Source organism: Enterobacter quasiroggenkampii (assembly GCF_043972695.1).
Taxonomy (GTDB): domain Bacteria; phylum Pseudomonadota; class Gammaproteobacteria; order Enterobacterales; family Enterobacteriaceae; genus Enterobacter; species Enterobacter quasiroggenkampii.
On record NZ_CP143745.1, the window covers coordinates 4,016,418 to 4,037,802 of the forward strand.

Below are 21,385 nucleotides of genomic sequence, written 5' to 3' on the forward strand. Positions count from 1 at the left end.
CGAATGGATTGGCTTTCAAAGTACTGGTGGGTTCTGGTGTTGGTTTTTCTGGTCGGCGTACTGCTTAACGTGATTAAAGACCTTAAGCGCGTGGACCATAAAAAATTTCTCGCCAACAAACCGGATCTTCCCCCGCACCGTGATTTCAACGACAAGTGGGACGATGACGACGACTGGCCGAAGAAAGACCAGAAGAAGTAACCGGTCTGTATCCCCTCTCCTGTGGAGAGGGGATAACCTCACATAAACTCAACAATATCATCGTTATCCGGCTTACCGCCGCTGAGCGCTTCATCAAAGTAGTGCTTCGGTACGGTATAGCGCAAACGATCGAGCGCAAACTGCATGCTGCGGTCGTCAATGGCGTGGCCCAGATCGTCAACGATATCCAGCGTCACATCCCCACCTTCCCGAATCAGCGCTTCCTGGGCAGCAACCGCATGCGAGAGTTCAATCACCCGGTCTTCACCGCCGTGAATTAAGTGGATCGTGGTCTGCGTGGTTGCGCTTGTCGGTAACGTCGCAAAACGGCCGTTAAACGCGATCACCCGTGACACCAGACCTGGCTGCGCCTTTACGCTTTCCAACGACATGATTGACCCCTGCGAGAAGCCAATCAGCGCGGTGGCATCGGCTCCTACGCCGCTCTGCTGCTGCCAGTAGCGGACGACCTCGATAAAGGTCGGCATGATGGCATCAATGCGCGCCTGACGGTTCTCTTCCGTCACGCCCTGAACCGAGAACCACTGGCGCCCGTTCGGGCCGCATGGCTCTACGCCACCAATGCTTACAATCAGCGCGTCGGGGAAAACGGGCGCAAACCAGCTGCCAATCTGACCCATATTGACGGCATTATCGCCAACCCCATGAAACAGAAGCAGTAACTGTTTAGCCGGTTTGTCAGGGCTTTGAACAACAAAATGGTCATGTTTCATGGTGGTCTCCTTAATAGATGACCTGGATTCTACGCCTCCCGGCGGGAATGACCATGCCACTTTACTGAAGAAGTCATTGAAAAAATTGCCATTGCAAAATGTCTTCCTTCAACTGCTGGCAGCGGGGATAATCAAGGCTTTCAAGCGCTTGCGCGGTTTCACTGCGCAGCTTGGCCAGCAACGCTTTTCGCCCGGCCTCATCCGTTTTCCCTGCCATTTTCCCCCGCAGGGCCGGAAGCGGCATATCAACGGTGAGCAACAACCGCGTCAGCGCAGCAACCGAGGTTGAAAACGCGCGATGGGCAAAAGCAAACCCCGCCAGCTCCCGCCAGTCATCACTATTAAGGGTAGCTTCCCAGCCGTCGTCCACCGGGATCTTTTCACCGTTCCAGGCCGACAGGACGCGCATATCCCGGCACAAACGGTGATGTTCCTGCGCGCATAGCCGACGCCCTGCCTCGCTCAGCGGCAGCAGCGCCATCGCCGTGTAGCAGCCGCTGCTGGCTTCCCGATGGCTCCCCATCCGCACCAGCACAAACCCGCACCGCTGCCAGAAACGCCACAGTTCGTCGGTGTAGCCAAAACTCACCGACAGATAATCTTCCCCGCGGGCGCTACGGATAAGCCGTTGCCCGATGCCTTCCCGCTGGCGCAGGGGGTGAACCGCAATGCGGCTAACCCGTCGCCCTTTCAGCGTTGCCGCGAGTGGCGATCCGCCGTGTGCCGCCAGAGACTGCGCCACGAGATTCCCGCGTGGACGCCGGTATCCCGCCCACACGGCGCGGCTAAGCTCAGGGGACAACCCGCCCTCTTCCACCAGCCAGAGCGCGCCTGCAATCTCTGCCTCCGTCCCGGCAACAGCAAAGTGTTGGCCGGGCGCGTCCATCATCCGGCGTAAATCGAGCGGTGACGTGCGGTAGTGTGCCGCACACAGCAGTTCATAAACGCTTGCCACACGTGCCGGGTCGCTCTCCCACATCCGCGGCGCCAGCGGCGTTATACGCACGTCGCCTTCCGGTTTGCGGTCGATAAGCGCATCATCAAATAACAGAGCATTCGCCACGAACCGCTCAAGCGGACATCCGGCAGCCCAGCGAATGGGGGTCGATAAGGCATAATGCCGCAGTCTGCTAAAACGGGCGCAAAACTTCAGCAGGAAACCCCTGCCCGTCCCTTCATAGCCCTGCACCGTGGTGGTTAACACTACGCGCGGAAAGCGCGTGACCAGCTTCTCCAGCAGCGGGCCCGGGATGGCAGCCGCTTCATCGACAATCAGCCAGTCGGCCTGCAGCGCGGAGGCCAGCAGCGCATCCGGGGCCATAAAGTGAAAATGCTGGCCCGCGAAGCGCGCAATGACATCCGTTGCCCCTTTAGCCGGTGCCGTGACCACCGCACGCCCCTGAATGCTACTGAGCAGCATCCCCGCCAGCGCTGACTTTCCGCGCCCGCGCGGTGCCGTTACGGCTGCGATGCCCGCAGGCATGGTCAGAAGCGCGTCGAGGATCTCCGCCTGCTCGCGCTGCGGTGCGCCGCTGGCAGGCTGCCAGGCGGGTAAATCCGGCGCAACGGGAACGGACAAGGGACGATGCTGTTGCCAGACAATCGCATCCGAATCGGCGGCAAGCGTCCGGCAGAAGTGGTGCACAAAGTGTGGAGTGGCGATCGGCTCCGCGCTGTCGCTCCAGCGCAAAGAATCGCTGTCTGGCCTGTCGGCCCAGTCAGCAAGCGGAGGAACCAGCAGCACAAGGAGGCTTCCGGCGCGCAGCGTTCCGCTGAGCGCGGCGAACGCTGAGACGTCAAACCCGGCGCGCGCGTCAAAGACAGCATGCCGATATTCGCGTCCCAACAGTCCGCTGAGGGCTTTAGAGGGATTATCATCCAGCCGCAGCCAGTCTCCCGGCAGGGTATTACGCAAGTCAGTCGCCTGACTCAACGTCCACTGCGCCTCGCCGCTGAGCACCACCAGCCGACGATGGCCGGTGCGCTCAAGCTCACGTATCAGCTGATCAAACGCCAGCATTACATCGCTTTGCCGAAGGTATTACACTGCGCCGGGTCGCCGCTGTCGAAACCGCGTTTAAACCAGCTGTAGCGCTGCTGTGAGGTACCGTGGGTGAAGCTGTCCGGCACGACGCGCCCCTGGCTCTGCTGCTGAAGACGGTCGTCACCGATCGCCTGAGCGGCATTCAGCGCCTCCTCAAGATCGCCGGATTCCAGCACGCCCTGCTGCTGCATACTGTGGCCCCAGACGCCCGCGAAGCAGTCCGCCTGCAGCTCCATTTTGACGGACAGGCGGTTCACTTCCGCCTGAGACGCATTTTGCTGGAGCTGGCGCACTTTTGGCTCAATCCCCAGCAGCTTTTGCACGTGATGGCCGACTTCATGCGCGATCACGTAGCCCTGGGCAAAATCACCGTCAGCGCCAAGCTTGCGTTTCATGTCATCGTAAAAGGAGAGATCGATATAGACGGTGCCGTCCGCCGGGCAGTAGAACGGCCCCATCACGGACTGTCCTGTACCGCATCCGGTGCGGGTGGCGCCCCGGTACATCACCAGCTTTGGCTGCTGGTAGGTACGCCCCATCTTCTCAAACAGCTGACCCCACGTATCTTCCGTTGTGGCGAGGATCACGGAGGTAAATTTGGCCGCTTCATCTTCATTCGGGCTGATGGAGCGCTGAGAATGCTGCTGCTGTTGCAGCGGCTGACCGGTCATTAACCCGGTGAGATCGACGCCGTAATACCCCGCGACCAGCACCACTATCAGCAGAATGATACCGCCCTTGCCGCTGGGTAAGCGGAAGCCGGGTCCCCCCATGGAAGGACCGCCGCCGCCATCACTGCGTCTGTCTTCTACATTGTCACTTTCACGACGCCCTTGCCAGCGCATAACCACCTCGAACTATTCCATTTATAATAGCTATGATCGTAGGCGGTTAACGGCAAGATTACCATAGGAAACAAAGGTAAGACGCCAAAGGATGCGAACATCCTTTGGCAAGTGAGGGAGTTAGTCGAGCTTAACGCCTAAACGGTGAGCAACCGCTTCGTAGGCTTCAATCAGGCCACCCAGGCTCTGACGGAAACGGTCTTTGTCCATTTTATCCAGGGTTTCTTTGTCCCACAGGCGGCTGCCGTCCGGAGAGAACTCATCGCCCAGCACCACTTCGCCTTTGAACAGACCAAACTCCAGCTTGAAGTCAACGAGGATCAGGCCCGCGTCATCAAACAATTTTTTCAGCACGTCGTTGGCTTTGTAGGTCAGCTCTTTCATGCGCGCCAGGTTCTCTTTGTTCACCCAGCCGAAGGTTTCGCAGTAGGAATCATTGACCATCGGGTCGTGCATGGCGTCGTTTTTCAGGAACAGATCGAACAGCGGTGGATTCAGTTCGATACCTTCTTCAATGCCCAGACGCTTCACCAGGGAGCCCGCCGCACGGTTACGAATAACGCACTCAACCGGAACCATATCCAGTTTTTTCACCAGACATTCCGTATCGGACAGCAACGCTTCCATCTGAGTCGGGATACCCGCTTCGGCCAGTTTGGTCATAATGAAGTGGTTGAACTTGTTGTTCACCATGCCTTTACGATCGAACTGCTCAATGCGTGCGCCATCCCCTGCTGACGTATCATTGCGGAACTCGAGCACCAACAGATCCGGGTTTTCCGTGCTGTATACGGTCTTCGCTTTGCCACGATACAACTCAGCTTGCTTCTGCATCTTCATTACTCCTGGTGTGATGATTTGTGTTCAAAACTGGGGATATTATGCCACGCACACGTTTGCGTAGCACGAAAATAAAAAGGGCTGGATTCACCAGCCCTCGTATTTATTTGCTGAATGCTGCCTGGAAGACAGCGACCAGCGCATCGTTCTGCGACTGGGTCAGCGTGTGACCTTTCGGATCGATAAACTGCAGGCTACTGCGGTTATCAAGGTCACCGACCTGAATTTTGTAGTCACCGGAGGCAAGCTGAGGATCTTTCGCACCCAGTTCCTGCCACGCGCTGTCGGAGAGCGGCTTATAGGTTGCCGTTATGCTGCCGGTTGAGCGGGTGCTGTCAGTGACTTTCATGCCCACTTTTTCCAGCGTCGCTGGCAGACGCTGCCAGGTCTGGTTAAACGGCGCGCGCACCACCAGCATTGGCAGGCCGGTATCATCCGCGCCGCTCTGGACATCGAAGGTTACACCGTTGCGGCTCTGCGCGGCGTTGGCGGCATCGGTCGCGGTTTTATCCAGACCTGCGGCAATCACGTTCAGCATTTCGGTGCTGTAACGCTGCAGGGACGAGGCATCCGCAACCGGTTTACCCGCCTGCTCCAGGTTCAACAGCTTAACGTTGACCGCCTGCTGGTAACCCTGTGGTTTTACGGAGACTTGATAGCGACCGCGGTACTGCTGATCTTCATCCAGACGGTTCCATTCGATCCAGTCGGTGGTTAACGTCTGGCTGGCGTCATCACGTTTATCGATGGTGTAGTTCTTCGACTGAATGACACTGACAACCTGTGGCCACAGCGTGCTACCGCGCGCGCTCTCAACCATCAGAGACGCGGTATCACCGGTGAACTGGGTACGCGCTCCGTTAACCAGCGCCAGAGGCTGTGCTGGTGGACGAATATCAAGCGCTTTACCGACCAGGCCGCTGCCGTTGGTCACGGGAATATTATAATCGCCGTTCTGAATCGGCAGGATCATACCAGCCGGTGCGTGAAGTTCAGCAAGCGGGGTCGCATCCAGATAGGATTCATCACCGCTCACCTGGCGCTTGTAGCGCGAGTCTGAACTACAGGCAGCGAGCAGCATAACAAGCGAAACACTCGCAACCTTCGCCAGGCGCGACTTCTGTACTGAATAAGCCATCAAATCTCCCTAAACTCTACAGCAAACCGGCATGCTTCAGCGCTGCCCTGACGATATCACGACCGTGGTCGGTAATCGGTGTCATTGGCAAACGCAGCGTGTCGGTTGCTACAAGCCCCAACTCCTTACATGCCCATTTCACTGGGATCGGATTGGGTTCGACAAATAATTTATTGTGCAGCGGCATCAGACGCTGATTGATGACACGCGCTTCATCAAAGTGACCGGCCGCGGCCAGTTTGCACATTTCAGCCATGTCGCGCGCCGCAACGTTTGCCGTTACGGAGATCACGCCATGACCACCGAGCTGCATAAAGTCCAGCGCGGTCGCATCATCACCGCTCAACAGGATAAAGTCGTCTGAAACCAGCTCTTTGATCTGATGAACGCGGCTTAAGTTCCCTGTCGCCTCTTTAATACCAATAATATTTTTTACTTCTGAGAGACGGCCAACGGTTTCCGGCAGCATATCGCAACCAGTACGGGACGGCACATTATACAGAATTTGTGGCAAGTCAGTATGTTCAGCGATGGCTTTGAAGTGCTGGAACAAGCCTTCCTGAGTGGGACGGTTGTAGTAAGGGGTCACCGTCAGACAGCCGACAATGCCGCTGTCGTTAAAACGTTTAGTCAGGCTGATCGCTTCTGCGGTGGCATTCGCGCCTGTGCCCGCGATGACCGGAATACGTCCGTCAGCCAGTTCCAGGGTCAGCATAACCACATCGCCGTGCTCGTCGTGGCTCAGCGTTGCAGATTCACCGGTAGTCCCTACCGAAACGATCGCCGAGGTTCCATTGGCGACATGGTAATCAATCAGCTTCTTCATGCTAGACCGGCAGACGTTACCTTTTTCATCCATCGGTGTTACAAGCGCGACAATACTTCCCGTGAACATGAGCCATCCTCTGTGCGAACAAGAGTCTCAATGGTACGTTTGGAACTGTAATAAAAGCAAGCGACCTGAGGCCCTCAGGCGGTTGTATGCATGTTTTTTTTATGCTTTCCTTAGGAAGACTTAACCATGCAAAGGAAGAACAGGTTTGACAACCTCATCACAACATTACCTGGTTATCACTGCGCTGGGTGCCGACAGGCCGGGTATCGTGAACACCATCACCCGCCACGTAAGCAGCTGCGGCTGTAATATCGAAGACAGCCGTCTGGCCATGCTCGGCGAAGAGTTCACATTCATTATGTTGCTTTCCGGGACATGGAACGCCATCACGTTGATTGAATCGACCCTGCCGCTGAAAGGCGCCGAGCTGGACTTGCTGATCGTCATGAAGCGCACCACCGCGCGACCGCGTCCGGCTATGCCTTCTACCGTCTGGGTGCAGGTTGAAGTGCCTGATTCTCCGCATCTGATTGAGCGTTTCACCGCGCTGTTTGACAGCCATCAGATGAACATCGCCGAGCTCGTTTCCCGCACACAGCCGGGGGACGCAAGCACGGTTCCCACGCTCTTTATTCAAATTACCGCGCACAGTCCTGCATCACAGGATGCGTCAAATATCGAGCAAGCGTTCAAAGCCCTCTGTACAGAATTAAACGCGCAGGGCAGTATAAGCGTCGTCAATTATTCGCAGCACGAACAGGATGGAGTTGAGTAATGAATCCACTGAAAGCCGGTGACATCGCACCGAAATTTAGCTTACCGGATCAAGACGGCGAGCAAGTAAATTTGACCGACTTCCAGGGACAGCGTGTTCTGGTCTATTTCTACCCGAAAGCCATGACCCCCGGCTGCACCGTACAGGCCTGCGGCTTACGCGACAACATGGATGAGTTGAAGAAAGTCGGCGTGGAAGTGCTGGGTATCAGCACCGATAAACCAGAAAAGCTGTCACGATTTGCTGAAAAAGAGCTGCTGAACTTCACGCTGCTTTCTGATGAAGATCATCAGGTTTGCGAGCAGTTCGGCGTCTGGGGCGAGAAGACGTTTATGGGTAAAACCTACGACGGCATTCACCGCATCAGCTTCCTGATTGACGCTGACGGTAAAGTTGAACACGTGTTTGACGACTTCAAAACCAGCAACCACCACGACGTGGTGTTGAACTGGCTGAAAGAAAGTGCCTGAAAGTGAGTGTCGGGTGGCGGCTTCGCCTTACCCGACCTACAAGGATAAGTCGGCCGGGTAAGCGCAACGCCACCCGGCAAAACTTACTGCTCTTCTACCGCCGGCACATCCGGCCACGCGTGGACGACCGCTTTAATCAGCGTTGCCAGCGGAATGGCGAAGAACACGCCCCAGAATCCCCACAGCCCGCCGAAAATCACCACCGATAAGATAATCACCAGCGGATGCAGGTTTACCGCTTCGGAGAACAGCACCGGTACCAGCAGGTTACCGTCCAGCCCCTGAATAATCAGGTACACCGCGAAACAACTCCAGAACTCGGTCCCCAGCCCAAACTGGAACAACGCCACGCCAACCACCGGAATGGTCACCACAAACGCGCCGATATACGGGATCAGGACCGATAACCCCACCAGCACCGCCAGCAGCAGCGAGTAGTTCAGGCCGAAAATCAGGAAGCCAATCCAGGTGGCGACCCCCACGACAATCATCTCCAGCACCTTGCCGCGAATGTAGTTGGTGATCTGCTGGTTCATCTCTTCCCAGACCTGCCCCGCCAGCCCGCGGTTGCGTGGCAGAATACGGCGCACGGCGTTAAGCATCTGGTCTTTATCTTTCACCAGGAAGAAGACCATCAGCGGCACCAGCACAAGGTAGACCGCCAGTGTCAGCAGTCCGACCAGGGACGCCAGAGAGTACTTCACCACCGAATCGCCCATCGTCATGATGCGGGCGCGCATGTTTTCGGCCATCGCGTCGATAATCCCGGCATCCATCAGCGCAGGATAACGGCGCGGTAGCGTGGCGGCGAAATCAGACAGTTTGTTCAACATGCCGGGCATATCGCGGATCAGGTTGATTCCCTGTTGCCAGGCAACCGGCATCACCACAAAGGCCATCAGCAGCAGGATGCCAACAAACAGCACCAGCACGATGCTGGTCGCCCAGCGGCGGGAACAGCCGATATGTTCCAGGCGCGCCGTGGGCCACTCCAGCAGGTACGCCAGCACAATCGCCACCAGCAGAGGGGCGAGCAGACCGCTAAAGAAGAACAGGATACCGAACCCGGCAACCAGAATAACCAACAAAGCAATGGCTTCCGGGTCGCTGAAGCGACGCCGGTACCACTGCATTAACATTTCGAGCATACAACCCTTCCCTGAATCGAATGGCGGGAGTGAGACGGTGAATTGTATCTAACTGTCACAAAAAAGACTTTCGCTTTTTGTATCCCGATCGCAATCCGCAAAAGCCTGATGAATGGGATTTTCTTCATGCTACAACACGGCTACACTCGCAGGGCAGCAGAGATGAACGATATGCCGGTTCATCGGTCAAATTAGCACATCCAACATACAGGACAGTGGTTATGTTCAGGCAATTGAGAAAAACACTGGTTGCAACACTGATTGCCGCGGTGACGGTCGGTCAGGTGTTGCCCGCTTTTGCTGACTCGTCCGATACATTGCCGGACATGGGCACCACAGCAGGAAGCACGCTCTCTATTGGGCAAGAGATGCAAATGGGGGATTACTATGTTCGCCAGCTGCGCGGCAGCGCCCCGCTGATTAACGACCCTTTGCTGGTACAGTACATAAACGGGTTGGGAATGCGTCTGGTGGCGCACGCCGATTCGGTCAGAACCCCCTTCCATTTCTATTTAATTAATAACGACGAAATCAACGCCTTCGCCTTCTTTGGCGGTAACGTGGTGCTGCATTCGGCGTTATTCCGTTACTCAGACAACGAAAGCCAGCTGGCCTCGGTGATGGCGCACGAAATTTCGCACGTCACGCAGCGTCACCTGGCGCGTGCGATGGAAGACCAGAAACGTAACGCTCCCCTTACCTGGGTAGGCGCACTGGGATCGATTCTGCTGGCGATGGCCAGCCCGCAGGCCGGGATGGCAGCGCTGACCGGTACGCTGGCAGGAACGCGCCAGGGGATGATCAGCTTTACCCAGCAGAACGAGCAGGAAGCAGACCGCATCGGCATTCAGGTGTTACAGCGTTCAGGCTTTGACCCGCAGGCCATGCCGAGCTTCCTCGAAAAACTGCTCGATCAAGCGCGTTATTCTTCCCGTCCACCGGAAATTTTGCTCACGCACCCGCTGCCTGAAAGCCGTCTGTCGGACGCGCGTAACCGTGCCAACCAGATGCGCCCGGTCGTGGTCCAGTCTTCGCAGGATTTCTACATGGCGAAGGTGAGAACGCTGGGGATGTACAATTCCGGGCGTAACCAGCTCACCAGCGACCTGCTGGATACCCTGGCGAAAGGCAACGTGCGCGAGAAGAACGCCGCGCAGTATGGTCAGGCGCTCCAGGCGATGGAAGCCAGTAAATACGACGAGGCACGTAAGGCGCTGCAGCCGCTTCTGGCTGCCGACCCAAACAACCCGTGGTACCTCGATCTGTCGACGGATATCGATCTGGGGCAGAAGAAGCCTGCCGATGCGATTAACCGCCTGAAAGGGGCGAAAGACGTCCGTACCAACCCGGTGCTGCAGCTTAACCTGGCGAATGCTTACTTGCAGGGCGGCCAGCCGGGTGAAGCGGCGACCATTCTGAACCGCTACACCTTTAATAATAAAGACGATCAAAACGGCTGGGATCTGCTCGCTCAGGCGGAAGCCCAGCTCGGCAACCGCGATCAGGAGCTGGCGGCACGCGCAGAAGGCTTTGCCCTGGTGGGGCGCCTCGATCAGGCCATTTCCGCACTCAGTAGCGCCAGCTCGCAGGTCAAACTCGGCAGCCTCCAGCAGGCCCGATACGACGCGCGTATCGATCAGCTTCGCGGCCTGCAGCAGCGCTTCAAGCCGTACGAGAAGATGTAATCAAGGAGAATTCACGTCATGACAGACGCCGTAAAAATTTACCACAACCCGCGCTGCTCCAAGAGCCGCGATACCCTGAGCCTGCTGAAGTCTAACGGCGTGGAGCCGGAGGTGGTGCTGTACCTCGACACCCCACCGGACGCGCAGACCCTCCGCCAGCTGCTGCATATGCTGGGCATGGGCAGTGCGCGAGATCTGATGCGCAAGAAAGAAGATCTGTATACGTCGCTTAACCTGGATGACAGCCGTCTCTCCGAGGCTCAGCTGATACAGGCGATGGTTGAAAATCCAAAGCTGATTGAGCGCCCGATTGTCGTGGCGAACGGCCAGGCGCGCATTGGACGCCCGCCGGAAGACGTGCTCGAGATCCTCTGATGGTTTCGCCCGGTGGCGCTGCGCTTACCGGGCCTACGGATGCCATATGTAGGCCGGGTAAGGCGCAGCCGCCACCCGGCACAACTATAGCTTCAGAATATCTTTCACAAACGGAATGGTCAGCTTGCGCTGGGCGGTAATGGAGGCGCGATCGAGCTGATCCAGCGTGTCAAACAGCGTACGCATTTCGCGATCCAGCCGCTTCAGCAGGAAACGGCCCACGTCTTCCGGCAGCTCAAAGCCGCGCTGCTTTGCGCGCAGCTGTAGCGCCTGAAGCTTATCTTCATCCGACAGCGGCTGAAGCTTATAGATTTGGCCCCAGTCCAGCCGAGACGCCAGATCCGGCAGTCCCAGATTCAGCTGGCGAGGCGGACGATCGCCGGTGATCAGCAGCCGGGTTTTGCCCGATTCCAGAATGCGGTTGTAGAGGTTAAAGATCGCCATTTCCCACGGCTCATCCCCCGCCACGCATTCGATGTTATCGATGCAGACCAGGGAGAGATGTTCCATCCCCTCCAGCACGTCAGGGACAAACCAGGTTCGTTTATCCAGCGGCACATAGCCTACCGCATCACCGCGCGCAGAGAGCTCCGCGCAGGCGGCATGCAGCAGATGGCTGCGCCCCGCGCCTTCGCGTGACCAGATATAGATGTATCCGCTGTGTTCCTGACGCAGCACGTTTTGCAGTGCAGCCAGTAAAGAGGGGTTATCACCCGGCCAGAAACTCGCAAACGTTTCGTCGTCAGGGAGATAGAGTGGCAGAGAGAGCTGTGCCGGTCCGTTCAGAAGTACCTCAACCAGATCTGACATAAAATCGGCATGGAGTTTAACACGGAACCTGCAAGGAGAGAACCGGGCGGATCGTCCGCCCGGTTATAGGATCAGTGTGACGCTTTTTCGTTTTCGTCAGCGTCCAGCACCACCTCTTCCGGACGGATCACGGAGATCAGCTTGAAAATCAGGCTCAGGCCCACGCCGACGATGGTTGCCAGCGCCATGCCTTTCAGCTCGGCCGCGCCGATGTGCACCTTCGCCCCGCTCACGCCGATAATCAGGATCACCGATGTCAGGATCAGGTTCTGCGCTTTGCTGTAATCCACTTTAGATTCAATCAGCACGCGAATACCGGAGGCACCAATTACTCCGTACAGCAGCAGAGACACGCCGCCCATCACCGGAACCGGGATGATCTGAATCGCTGCCGCCAGCTTGCCGACGCAGGAGAGCAGAATGGCGATGATCGCCGCGCCGCCGATAACCCAGGTGCTGTAAACGCGGGTAATCGCCATCACGCCGATGTTTTCACCGTAGGTGGTGTTTGGGGTAGACCCAAAGAAACCGGAGATGATGGTGGAGAAACCGTTCGCAAACATGGAGCGGTGCAGGCCCGGATCGCGGATTAAATCGCGCTTAACGATGTTCGCCGTTACCACCAGGTGGCCGACGTGCTCCGCAATCACCACCAGCGCCGCAGGCAGAATGGTGAAGATCGCAAACCATTCGAAGCGCGGCGTGTAGAAGGTTGGCAGCGCGAACCAGTGCGCCTCGGCAATCGGGGTGGTATCCACCACGCCCATCACGAAGGAGAGCGCATAGCCCGCCAGCACGCCGATCAGGATCGGGATAATCGCCATAAAGCCGCGGAACAGCACGGAGCCAAACACCGTTACGCCCAGGGTCACCAGCGAGATGATAATGGTTTTGGAATCCGGTGACTGGCCGTCAGCAGGCAGCAGACCGGCCATATTCGCCGCCACGCCCGCCAGTTCGAGACCGATGACGGCCACGATGGCACCCATCGCCGCAGGTGGGAACATCACGTCCAGCCAGCCGGTCCCGGCTTTCTTCACGATGAAGGAGACCAGGCAGAACAGCACGCCACACATGATAAAGCCGCCCAGCGCGACCTCATAACCCAGCGGCAGCAACAATAACACCGGAGAGATAAAGGCAAAGCTCGACCCGAGATACGCCGGGATTTTGCCTTTACAGATGAAGAGGTACAGCAGCGTACCGATGCCGTTGAACAGCAGCACGGTAGCCGGGTTAATGTGGAACAGGATTGGCACCAGCACGGTTGCGCCAAACATGGCGAACAGGTGCTGCAAACTAAGCGGGATAGTCTGTAAAAGCGGCGGTCTTTCACTCACCCCGATAGCACGGCGCGTCATAGTGTTTTCCTCTGAGTAGTATCGTTGTTGGTGTTTTATTCAAAAAAAAGCCGACTATCAAAGTCGGCTTATTTATCGTTATTCGATTATTTCGTACCAAAGATCTTATCGCCGGCATCGCCGAGCCCCGGGATGATGTACCCGTGCTCGTTCAGACCCTGGTCGATAGAGGCGGTATACAGCTCAACGTCCGGGTGCGCTTTTTCCAGCGCCGCGATCCCTTCCGGTGCCGCAACCAGCACCAGCACTTTAATGCTGCTGCAGCCCGCTTTTTTCAGCAGGTCGATAGTGGCAATCATTGAACCGCCGGTTGCCAGCATCGGGTCAACCACCAGCGCCATACGCTCGTCGATGTTGGACACCAGCTTCTGGAAATAAGGAACCGGCTCGAGGGTTTCTTCGTTACGGTAGATCCCCACCACGCTGATGCGCGCGCTTGGCACGTGCTCCAGCACGCCTTCCATCATGCCGAGACCGGCACGCAGGATAGGCACGACGGTAATTTTCTTACCTTTGATCTGCTCAACCTGTACCGGACCGTTCCAGCCTTCGATGGTGACTTTTTCCGTTTCCAGATCAGAGGTCGCTTCGTAGGTCAGCAGGCTGCCGACTTCAGAGGCCAGTTCGCGAAAACGCTTCGTGCTGATGTCATGCTCACGCATCAGGCCCAACTTGTGTTTAACGAGTGGGTGTTTCACTTCCACAATCTTCATTCTCTTTCTCCTCTGAATGGCATCCGCAAAAAAATCGCGGGATTATACCGCTTTTTTCGGATTAGGCCATACCCATGTTGCTTGATGTACATCAATCAAAAACAAAAAAGCCAGAGGCTGGGCTCCGGCTTGGGTGCGGGGTTCTGCCGGGTGGCGCTAACGCTTACCCGGCCTACACATCCCGTAGGCCCGGTAAGCGCAGCGCCACCGGGCAATTATAGCTGCTCCCCGTTGCTCGCGATCACCTGCTTATACCAGTCGAACGACTTCTTCTTGCTGCGGTTCAGCGTGCCGTTTCCTTCATTGTCTTTATCGACAAAGATAAAGCCGTAGCGTTTTTTCATTTCACCGGTACCGGCAGACACCAGGTCGATACAGCCCCACGGGGTATAGCCCATCAGGTCTACGCCATCCTCCACCACCGCTTTTTTCATCTCGCGGATGTGGGCGGCCAGGTAGTCAATGCGGTACTGGTCGTTCACCGTGCCGTCGCTCTCCTGCACGTCGATTGCGCCAAAACCGTTTTCAACGATAAACAGCGGCAGCTGGTAGTGATCCCAGAACCAGTTGAGGGAGTAGCGCAGCCCCACCGGGTCAATCTGCCAGCCCCAGTCGGATTTCTGCACGTACGGGTTGGAGACCAGGCTCTTGCTTTCGTCATAGTCCAACTGCGGGTTGTCCGCCGTCGCCTTGGTGGCGAAGGACATATAATAGCTAAACCCGATGTAATCCACGCAGCCCTGCGTCAGCGCGGCTTTATCTTCTTCGGTGATATCGAGCGTGAAGCCGCGACGCGCAAAGTAGTTGAGCAGATGCTGCGGGTACTTGCCGCGCACGTGCACGTCGGTGAACCAGTAGCGGCGGTGCATGGCGTTCATCGCCATCATCATGTCGTCCGGCGCGCAGGTCAGCGGGTAGATTGGGCACATGGCAATCATGCAGCCGATCTGCAGGGACGGGTTAATCTCGCGCCCCGCCTTCACCGCCAGCGCGCTGGCCACCAGCTCATAGTGCGCGGCCTGGAACATCACCGGCTCACGGTCTTCGCCCGGCGCGTACTTCAGCCCGGAGTTGGTGAACGGCGCAAAGTCTTCATGGAAGTTGGCCTGGTTGTTGATCTCGTTAAAGGTCATCCAGTACTTCACTTTATGCTGATAGCGCTGGAAAACCACTTTTGCAAAACGAACGAAGAAGTCGATCAGCTTACGGTTGCGCCAGCCGCCGTATTCGGTGACCAGGTGGAAAGGCATCTCGAAGTGAGAGAGGGTAATAACCGGTTCGATGCCGTACTTCAGGCACTCGTCGAACAGGTCGTCATAGAATTTCAGGCCAGCCTCGTTCGGCTCACGCTCGTCCCCTTTCGGGAAAATGCGCGTCCAGGCGATAGAGGTGCGGAAGCATTTGAACCCCATCTCGGCAAAGAGTTTGATGTCTTCTTTATAGCGGTGGTAGAAATCGATGGCGTCATGGTTAGGGTAATTTTTCCCCGGCAGCACGCCGTTGGTGATTTCACGCGGCACGCCGTGCGCGCCTGCAGTCATGACGTCGGCTACGCTTACGCCTTTACCCCCTTCTTGCCAGCCGCCTTCCAGCTGGTGCGCCGCAACCGCACCGCCCCACAGAAAATCTGCTTTAAATCCTGACATTCGCTTTCCCTCATTCTGCGTTATTTTCTGCAAAAACAATTACAGAAACCGGTTTCAGTTGAATGATGTGCAAAGCCGTTTCGGGTTGCAAGGAGAATACCGAAACCGGTTTCATTTTCGTGAACAGACGCAAGTTTGGGCGCACTGGCAGGCTGCGCGTAAAAAAAGATCCTCTCGCCGAGAATAGGCTCGCAAACGTTTGCCTGGACTGTTAGAATTGCGCCGATTTTTCTTACTAGCTATGCAATCGCGTGGGGATTTAAGCCGTGACCAACAAAACTTCTCTCAGCTACAAAGATGCCGGTGTTGATATTGACGCAGGTAATGCGCTGGTTGACCGAATCAAAGGTGTGGTGAAAAAAACCCGCCGCCCGGAAGTGATGGGTGGTCTGGGTGGATTCGGCGCACTGTGCGCGCTGCCGCAAAAATATCGTGAACCTGTTCTGGTCTCGGGAACTGACGGTGTAGGCACCAAACTGCGCCTGGCGATGGATTTAAAACGTCACGACACGATCGGTATCGATCTGGTCGCGATGTGCGTGAATGACCTGGTGGTTCAGGGCGCAGAGCCGCTGTTCTTCCTCGATTACTACGCGACCGGCAAACTGGACGTGGATACCGCGGCAAGCGTGATCAACGGTATCGCCGAAGGGTGTCTGCAGTCTGGCTGTGCGCTGGTCGGCGGTGAAACCGCGGAAATGCCGGGCATGTATCACGGCGAAGATTATGACGTCGCAGGCTTCTGCGTCGGCGTAGTAGAAAAATCAGAAATTATTGACGGCAGCAAAGTGGCGGATGGCGATGTGCTGATCGCGCTGGCCTCCAGCGGCCCGCACTCCAACGGCTACTCCCTGGTGCGTAAAATCCTTGAGGTGAGCGGTTGCGACCCACAGACGACCGAGCTTGAAGGGAAACCGCTGGCTGACCATCTGCTGGCCCCAACCCGCATCTACGTGAAGAACGTGCTGGAACTGATCGAGAACGTTGACGTGCACGCTATTGCCCACCTGACCGGTGGTGGCTTCTGGGAAAACATCCCGCGCGTGCTGCCGGACAACACCCAGGCGGTGATCGACGAGTCCTCATGGCAGTGGCCAGCGGTCTTTAACTGGCTGCAGACCGCAGGCAACGTGAGCTCTCACGAAATGTACCGCACCTTTAACTGCGGCGTGGGCATGGTTATCGCACTGCCGGCAAGCGAAGCGGATAAAGCGGTCAAGCTGCTGACCGAGAAAGGTGAAAACGCGTGGAAAATCGGTACGATTAAAGCCTCCGATTCCGAACAGCGTGTGGTCATTGAATGAAAAACATCGTGGTGCTCATTTCCGGCAACGGAAGTAATTTGCAGGCCATCATAGACGCCTGCAAGCAGAACAAAATCAACGGCACCATTCGGGCAGTATTCAGCAACAAGGCCGACGCGTTCGGCCTTGAGCGCGCGCGGGAAGCAAACATACCCGCGCACGCGCTGGAAGCCAGCCAGTTCGCCGGGCGTGAAGCCTTTGACCGCGAGCTGGTTCATGAGATTGATGCCTACGCGCCGGACGTCGTGGTGCTGGCGGGCTATATGCGCATTCTGAGCCCGGCCTTTGTCGCGCACTACGCCGGACGTTTGCTGAATATTCACCCTTCTCTTCTGCCGAAATATCCCGGCCTGCATACCCATCGTCAGGTTCTGGAAAACGGCGATGAGGAGCACGGCACCTCCGTGCATTTCGTGACCGACGAGCTGGACGGCGGTCCGGTGATCCTGCAGGCCAAAGTCCCGGTCTTTGATGGCGACAGCGAAGAAGACGTGACCGAACGCGTGCAGACCCAGGAGCATGCCATTTACCCACTGGTGGTAAGCTGGTTTGTTGACGGGCGTCTCGAAATGCGCGACGGCGCAGCCTGGCTGGATGGCGTGAAGTTACCCCCGCAGGGTCATGCTGCCGAAGAGTAGTCTCTTTGAATTGCCCGGCGGCGCTTCGCTTGTACGGGCCTACGGTCCCGTAGGTCGTGATAAGCGCAGCGCCCCCCTCCCCCAACCCTCTAAATTCCCCAACAAAAAAAATAACTGTCATACTTTTCTGGCACTGTTGGACATATCGTGGAAATGCTCGCCATAATAAGGACGAGACGGATTTACCACGTCCTGTGATTGAACTGGAGTGTGAGCTGTAATGGGTCAGGAAAAGTTATATATCGAGAAAGAGCTAAGCTGGTTAGCATTTAACGAACGTGTACTCCAGGAAGCGGCTGACAAAAGTAACCCGCTGATCGAACGCATGCGTTTTTTGGGCATCTATTCCAACAACCTGGATGAGTTCTACAAGGTTCGCTTTGCCGAGCTGAAGAGACGCATCATCATCAGCGAAGAACAGGGCCTAAACTCGCACTCGCGGCACCTGCTGGGCAAAATCCAGTCCCGCGTGTTGAAAGCCGATCAGGAATTTGACGGCCTGTATAACGAACTGCTGCTGGAGATGGCGCGTAATCAAATCTTCCTGATTAACGAACGTCAGCTTTCCGTTAACCAACAAAACTGGCTGCGCCACTATTTTAAACAGTACCTGCGCCAGCACATTACCCCGATTCTCATCAACCGCGAAACCGATCTGGTGCAGTTCCTGAAAGATGACTACACCTATCTGGCCGTAGAAATTATCCGCGGTGAATCCATCCGTTACGCGCTGCTGGAGATCCCGTCCGACAAGGTCCCGCGCTTCGTGAACCTGCCGCCGGAAACCCCGCGTAGACGCAAGCCAATGATCCTGCTAGATAACATCCTGCGCTACTGTCTGGACGACATCTTCAAAGGCTTCTTCGATTACGATGCGTTAAACGCCTACTCGATGAAGATGACCCGTGACGCCGAATATGACCTGGTGCACGAGATGGAAGCCAGCCTGATGGAGCTGATGTCGTCCAGCCTGAAACAGCGCCTGACGGCCGAGCCGGTACGCTTTGTCTATCAGCGCGATATGCCGGACGCCATGGTGGAGATGCTGCGCGAGAAGCTGACCATTTCGCGCTATGACTCCATCGTGCCGGGTGGCCGTTACCACAACTTTAAAGACTTTATTGGTTTCCCGAACGTCGGCAAAGCCAATCTGGTGAACAAGCCGCTGCCGCGCCTGCGCCATCTCTGGTTCGATAAATTCCGCAACGGTTTTGACGCCATCCGCGAACGCGATGTCCTGCTCTACTATCCGTATCACACCTTTGAACACGTGCTGGAACTGCTGCGTCAGGCCTCGTTCGACCCGAGCGTGCTGGCGATCAAAATTAACATCTACCGCGTGGCAAAAGATTCCCGCATCATCGATGCGATGATCCACGCGGCGCACAACGCCAAAAAAGTGACCGTGGTGGTGGAGCTGCAGGCGCGCTTCGACGAAGAGGCGAACATTCACTGGGCGCGTCGTCTGACGGAAGCCGGTGTACACGTCATCTTCTCCGCGCCGGGGCTGAAAATTCACGCCAAGCTGTTCCTGATCTCCCGTAAAGAGGGCGACGAGGTGGTGCGCTACGCCCACATCGGTACCGGGAACTTTAACGAGAAAACGGCACGAATCTATACCGACTACTCGCTGCTGACCGCCGATGCCCGCATCACCAACGAGGTGCGCCGGGTCTTTAACTTTATTGAGAACCCGTACCGTCCGGTAAGCTTCGACTATCTGCTGGTCTCGCCGCAGAACTCGCGCCGTCTGCTGTACGATATGATCGATAAAGAGATCGCCAATGCCCAGAAAGGGCTATCGTCCGGCATCACGCTGAAGCTCAACAACCTGGTGGACAAAGGGCTGGTAGACAGGCTGTACGCCGCGTCCAGCTCCGGCGTGCCGGTTAACCTGCTGATCCGCGGCATGTGCTCGCTGATCCCGGAACTGGAAGGCATCAGCGACAATATTCGCGTGATCAGCATTGTTGACCGCTACCTGGAACACGATCGGGTCTATATTTTCGATAATGCGGGTGATAAACAGGTCTATCTCTCTTCGGCAGACTGGATGACGCGCAATATTGACTACCGAATTGAAGTCGCGGCACCGCTGCTGGATCCGCGCCTGAAGCAGCAGATCCTCGACATCATCGAGATTCTGTTCAGCGATACCGTGAAAGCACGCTATATCGACAAAGAACTCAGTAACCGCTATGTACCGCGCGGCAACCGCCGCAAAGTGCGGTCGCAACTGGCGATTTACGACTATATCAAATCACTCGAGCAACCCGATTAACCTATGCCGATAAATGATAAGACCCCACGCCCGCAGGAATTCGCCGCGGTCGATCTAGGCTCTAACAGTTTCCATATGGTCATCGCCCGTGAGGTGGATGGCGCGCTGCAGATCATCGGTCGTCTGAAGCAGCGCGTGCACCTGGCGGATGGCCTTGATGAACGCAGCATGCTCAGCGAAGAGGCAATGGAGCGTGGGTTAAACTGCCTGTCGCTGTTTGCTGAACGCCTGCAGGGCTTCTCGCCCTCCAGCGTCTGCATCGTGGGCACCCACACCCTGCGCCAGGCGCTGAACGCGCCAGAGTTTCTCAAGCGGGCCGAAAAGGTGATCCCCTACCCGATTGAGATCATCTCCGGTAACGAGGAAGCGCGTCTGATTTTCATGGGCGTCGAACACACCCAGCCGGAAAAAGGGCGCAAGCTGGTGATCGACATCGGCGGCGGTTCTACGGAGCTGGTGATCGGCGAAGACTTTGAGCCTCGCCTGGTGGAAAGCCGCCGTATGGGCTGCGTCAGCTTCGCGCAGATGTATTTCCCGGGCGGCACCATCACCCGCGAGAACTTCCAGCGTGCGCGTATGGCAGCTGTCCAGAAACTGGAAAACCTGGCCTGGCAGTACCGTATTCAGGGCTGGAACGTGGCGCTGGGCGCGTCAGGCACCATCAAAGCGGCGCATGAGGTGCTGCTGGCAATGGGTGAAAAAGACGGGTTCATCACGCCCGAACGCCTGACGCTGCTGACCGACGAAGTGCTGAAGCATAAAAGTTTTGACGCCCTCAGCCTGCCGGGTCTTTCCGACGAGCGTAAGGCGGTCTTCGTGCCGGGGCTGGCCATCCTCTGCGGCGTGTTTGACGCTCTCGCCATTAAAGAGTTGCGCCTTTCCGACGGCGCGCTGCGCGAAGGCGTGCTGTACGAAATGGAAGGCCGTTTCCGCCATCAGGATATTCGCAGCCGCACCGCGCAAAGCCTGGCTAACCAGTACAACATCGACCGCGAGCAGGCGAAGCGCGTGCTGGACACCACGGTGCAGATGTACGAGCAGTGGGAAGAGCAGAATCCGAAGCTCGCGCACCCGCAGCTTGCCGCGCTGTTAAAATGGGCCGCGATGCTCCATGAGGTGGGTCTGAACATCAACCATAGCGGCATGCACCGCCATTCGGCCTATATTCTGCAAAACAGCGATCTGCCGGGCTTCAACCAGGAGCAGCAAACCATGATGGCGACCCTGGTGCGGTATCACCGCAAAGCCATCAAGCTCGACGACCTGCCGCGCTTCACGCTGTTCAAGAAAAAGCAGTTCCTGCCGCTCATTCAGCTGCTGCGTCTTGGCGTGCTGCTCAATAACCAGCGTCAGGCGACCACCACGCCGCCCACGCTGAAGCTTAAAACCGACGACCATCACTGGACGCTGAGCTTCCCGCACGACTGGTTCAGCCAGAATGCGCTGGTCCTGCTGGACCTGGAAAAAGAACAACAGTACTGGGAAGCGGTCACCGGCTGGCTGCTCAAAATTGAAGAAGAGAGCGCTGACGTCGCCGCGTAA

General features: G+C 56.8%; 20 protein-coding genes. 9 read left to right on the plus strand and 11 right to left on the minus strand.

From position 1 onward, the window contains the following. Positions 1-3: 3 nt before the first annotated feature. The gene (locus tag V1572_RS19140; protein ID WP_008501627.1) at positions 4-201 is read left to right on the plus strand and encodes a YpfN family protein; all 198 of its coding nucleotides are present in this window, start codon (positions 4-6) and stop codon (positions 199-201) included. Between the two features lie 38 nt (positions 202-239). Here V1572_RS19140 and ypfH read toward each other — a convergent pair whose 3' ends face one another. From ypfH to dapA, 6 genes are all read right to left on the minus strand, one after another. Further along, positions 240-935 (minus strand): esterase, encoded by a 696-nt coding sequence (gene ypfH / locus V1572_RS19145; protein WP_045908585.1) that lies wholly within the window; start codon positions 933-935, stop codon positions 240-242. A gap of 73 nt (positions 936-1,008) precedes the next feature. Continuing rightward, positions 1,009-2,955 (minus strand): tRNA(Met) cytidine acetyltransferase TmcA, encoded by a 1,947-nt coding sequence (locus tag V1572_RS19150; protein ID WP_395299489.1) that lies wholly within the window; start codon positions 2,953-2,955, stop codon positions 1,009-1,011. Continuing rightward, positions 2,955-3,824: a neutral zinc metallopeptidase gene (locus V1572_RS19155; RefSeq protein ID WP_028016137.1), complete on the minus strand. Its 870-nt coding sequence runs from the start codon at positions 3,822-3,824 to the stop codon at positions 2,955-2,957. Before V1572_RS19155 ends, V1572_RS19150 begins: the two co-directional genes overlap by 1 nt. 120 nt (positions 3,825-3,944) lie before the next feature. Beyond that, the gene (gene purC / locus V1572_RS19160) at positions 3,945-4,658 is read right to left on the minus strand and encodes a phosphoribosylaminoimidazolesuccinocarboxamide synthase (protein ID WP_008501631.1); all 714 of its coding nucleotides are present in this window, start codon (positions 4,656-4,658) and stop codon (positions 3,945-3,947) included. A 109-nt stretch (positions 4,659-4,767) separates the two neighbouring features. Beyond that, positions 4,768-5,802 carry an outer membrane protein assembly factor BamC gene (gene bamC / locus V1572_RS19165; protein ID WP_028016136.1) on the minus strand — a complete coding sequence of 345 codons (1,035 nt, stop codon included), beginning with the start codon at positions 5,800-5,802 and terminating at the stop codon, positions 4,768-4,770. A 16-nt stretch (positions 5,803-5,818) separates the two neighbouring features. Continuing rightward, positions 5,819-6,697: a 4-hydroxy-tetrahydrodipicolinate synthase gene (gene dapA / locus V1572_RS19170; RefSeq protein WP_008501633.1), complete on the minus strand. Its 879-nt coding sequence runs from the start codon at positions 6,695-6,697 to the stop codon at positions 5,819-5,821. A gap of 145 nt (positions 6,698-6,842) precedes the next feature. On the opposite strand from dapA, the gene V1572_RS19175 reads away from it, so the two are divergent. Next, positions 6,843-7,412, plus strand: a complete 570-nt coding sequence (locus V1572_RS19175; RefSeq protein ID WP_023325845.1) for a glycine cleavage system transcriptional repressor — start codon at positions 6,843-6,845, stop codon at positions 7,410-7,412. Then, a complete protein-coding gene (gene bcp, locus V1572_RS19180; RefSeq protein WP_008501635.1) occupies positions 7,412-7,882 on the plus strand; it encodes a thioredoxin-dependent thiol peroxidase in 471 nt (156 codons plus the stop codon). Before V1572_RS19175 ends, bcp begins: the two co-directional genes overlap by 1 nt. An 83-nt stretch (positions 7,883-7,965) precedes the next feature. Here bcp and V1572_RS19185 read toward each other — a convergent pair whose 3' ends face one another. After that, positions 7,966-9,030, minus strand: coding sequence for an AI-2E family transporter (locus tag V1572_RS19185; RefSeq protein ID WP_045908583.1), 1,065 nt, complete (start codon positions 9,028-9,030; stop codon positions 7,966-7,968). 221 nt (positions 9,031-9,251) lie between these two features. Between V1572_RS19185 and bepA the strand changes: the two genes are divergently transcribed. Further along, positions 9,252-10,715, plus strand: a complete 1,464-nt coding sequence (gene bepA / locus V1572_RS19190) for a beta-barrel assembly-enhancing protease (RefSeq protein ID WP_045908582.1) — start codon at positions 9,252-9,254, stop codon at positions 10,713-10,715. A gap of 18 nt (positions 10,716-10,733) precedes the next feature. Further along, positions 10,734-11,090, plus strand: a complete 357-nt coding sequence (gene arsC, locus V1572_RS19195; protein ID WP_032675303.1) for an arsenate reductase (glutaredoxin) — start codon at positions 10,734-10,736, stop codon at positions 11,088-11,090. A gap of 84 nt (positions 11,091-11,174) precedes the next feature. On the opposite strand, the gene V1572_RS19200 is transcribed toward arsC, so the two are convergent. The 4 genes from V1572_RS19200 to V1572_RS19215 form a co-directional block, all read right to left on the minus strand. Continuing rightward, positions 11,175-11,876 carry a DnaA inactivator Hda gene (locus V1572_RS19200; RefSeq protein WP_213014348.1) on the minus strand — a complete coding sequence of 234 codons (702 nt, stop codon included), beginning with the start codon at positions 11,874-11,876 and terminating at the stop codon, positions 11,175-11,177. Between the two features lie 95 nt (positions 11,877-11,971). Next, positions 11,972-13,261, minus strand: coding sequence for a uracil permease (gene uraA, locus V1572_RS19205; RefSeq protein ID WP_032675304.1), 1,290 nt, complete (start codon positions 13,259-13,261; stop codon positions 11,972-11,974). Positions 13,262-13,347: 86 nt separating this feature from the next. Further along, entirely contained in the window at positions 13,348-13,974 is a 627-nt protein-coding gene (upp, locus tag V1572_RS19210) for a uracil phosphoribosyltransferase (protein WP_008501641.1), read from the minus strand. A 215-nt stretch (positions 13,975-14,189) separates the two neighbouring features. Beyond that, positions 14,190-15,620: a 6-phospho-beta-glucosidase gene (locus V1572_RS19215; protein WP_262808930.1), complete on the minus strand. Its 1,431-nt coding sequence runs from the start codon at positions 15,618-15,620 to the stop codon at positions 14,190-14,192. Between the two features lie 266 nt (positions 15,621-15,886). Between V1572_RS19215 and purM the strand changes: the two genes are divergently transcribed. From purM to ppx, 4 genes are all read left to right on the plus strand, one after another. Then, positions 15,887-16,924: a phosphoribosylformylglycinamidine cyclo-ligase gene (gene purM / locus V1572_RS19220; RefSeq protein WP_025758936.1), complete on the plus strand. Its 1,038-nt coding sequence runs from the start codon at positions 15,887-15,889 to the stop codon at positions 16,922-16,924. Then, positions 16,921-17,562 (plus strand): phosphoribosylglycinamide formyltransferase, encoded by a 642-nt coding sequence (purN, locus tag V1572_RS19225; protein WP_395299490.1) that lies wholly within the window; start codon positions 16,921-16,923, stop codon positions 17,560-17,562. The genes purM and purN overlap by 4 nt, the downstream gene beginning before the upstream one ends. A gap of 220 nt (positions 17,563-17,782) precedes the next feature. After that, entirely contained in the window at positions 17,783-19,843 is a 2,061-nt protein-coding gene (gene ppk1, locus V1572_RS19230; protein WP_048029611.1) for a polyphosphate kinase 1, read from the plus strand. 3 nt (positions 19,844-19,846) lie between these two features. After that, on the plus strand, positions 19,847-21,385 hold the full coding sequence (ppx, locus tag V1572_RS19235; RefSeq protein WP_008501646.1) for an exopolyphosphatase: 1,539 nt from the start codon (positions 19,847-19,849) through the stop codon (positions 21,383-21,385).

Excerpts from the sequence above, each read along its gene's own strand:
- V1572_RS19185 (WP_045908583.1), bottom strand. The coding sequence starts at position 9,030 with ATGCTCGAAATGTTAATGCAGTGGTACCGGCGTCGCTTCAGCGACCCG.
- upp (WP_008501641.1), bottom strand. The coding sequence starts at position 13,974 with ATGAAGATTGTGGAAGTGAAACACCCACTCGTTAAACACAAGTTGGGC.
- ppk1 (WP_048029611.1), top strand. The coding sequence starts at position 17,783 with ATGGGTCAGGAAAAGTTATATATCGAGAAAGAGCTAAGCTGGTTAGCA.
- purN (WP_395299490.1), top strand. The coding sequence starts at position 16,921 with ATGAAAAACATCGTGGTGCTCATTTCCGGCAACGGAAGTAATTTGCAG.
- ppx (WP_008501646.1), top strand. The coding sequence starts at position 19,847 with ATGCCGATAAATGATAAGACCCCACGCCCGCAGGAATTCGCCGCGGTC.
- arsC (WP_032675303.1), top strand. The coding sequence starts at position 10,734 with ATGACAGACGCCGTAAAAATTTACCACAACCCGCGCTGCTCCAAGAGC.
- uraA (WP_032675304.1), bottom strand. The coding sequence starts at position 13,261 with ATGACGCGCCGTGCTATCGGGGTGAGTGAAAGACCGCCGCTTTTACAG.
- bepA (WP_045908582.1), top strand. The coding sequence starts at position 9,252 with ATGTTCAGGCAATTGAGAAAAACACTGGTTGCAACACTGATTGCCGCG.
- dapA (WP_008501633.1), bottom strand. The coding sequence starts at position 6,697 with ATGTTCACGGGAAGTATTGTCGCGCTTGTAACACCGATGGATGAAAAA.
- V1572_RS19150 (WP_395299489.1), bottom strand. The coding sequence starts at position 2,955 with ATGCTGGCGTTTGATCAGCTGATACGTGAGCTTGAGCGCACCGGCCAT.
- V1572_RS19155 (WP_028016137.1), bottom strand. The coding sequence starts at position 3,824 with ATGCGCTGGCAAGGGCGTCGTGAAAGTGACAATGTAGAAGACAGACGC.
- V1572_RS19215 (WP_262808930.1), bottom strand. The coding sequence starts at position 15,620 with ATGTCAGGATTTAAAGCAGATTTTCTGTGGGGCGGTGCGGTTGCGGCG.
- bcp (WP_008501635.1), top strand. The coding sequence starts at position 7,412 with ATGAATCCACTGAAAGCCGGTGACATCGCACCGAAATTTAGCTTACCG.
- bamC (WP_028016136.1), bottom strand. The coding sequence starts at position 5,802 with ATGGCTTATTCAGTACAGAAGTCGCGCCTGGCGAAGGTTGCGAGTGTT.
- V1572_RS19140 (WP_008501627.1), top strand. The coding sequence starts at position 4 with ATGGATTGGCTTTCAAAGTACTGGTGGGTTCTGGTGTTGGTTTTTCTG.
- ypfH (WP_045908585.1), bottom strand. The coding sequence starts at position 935 with ATGAAACATGACCATTTTGTTGTTCAAAGCCCTGACAAACCGGCTAAA.
- purC (WP_008501631.1), bottom strand. The coding sequence starts at position 4,658 with ATGCAGAAGCAAGCTGAGTTGTATCGTGGCAAAGCGAAGACCGTATAC.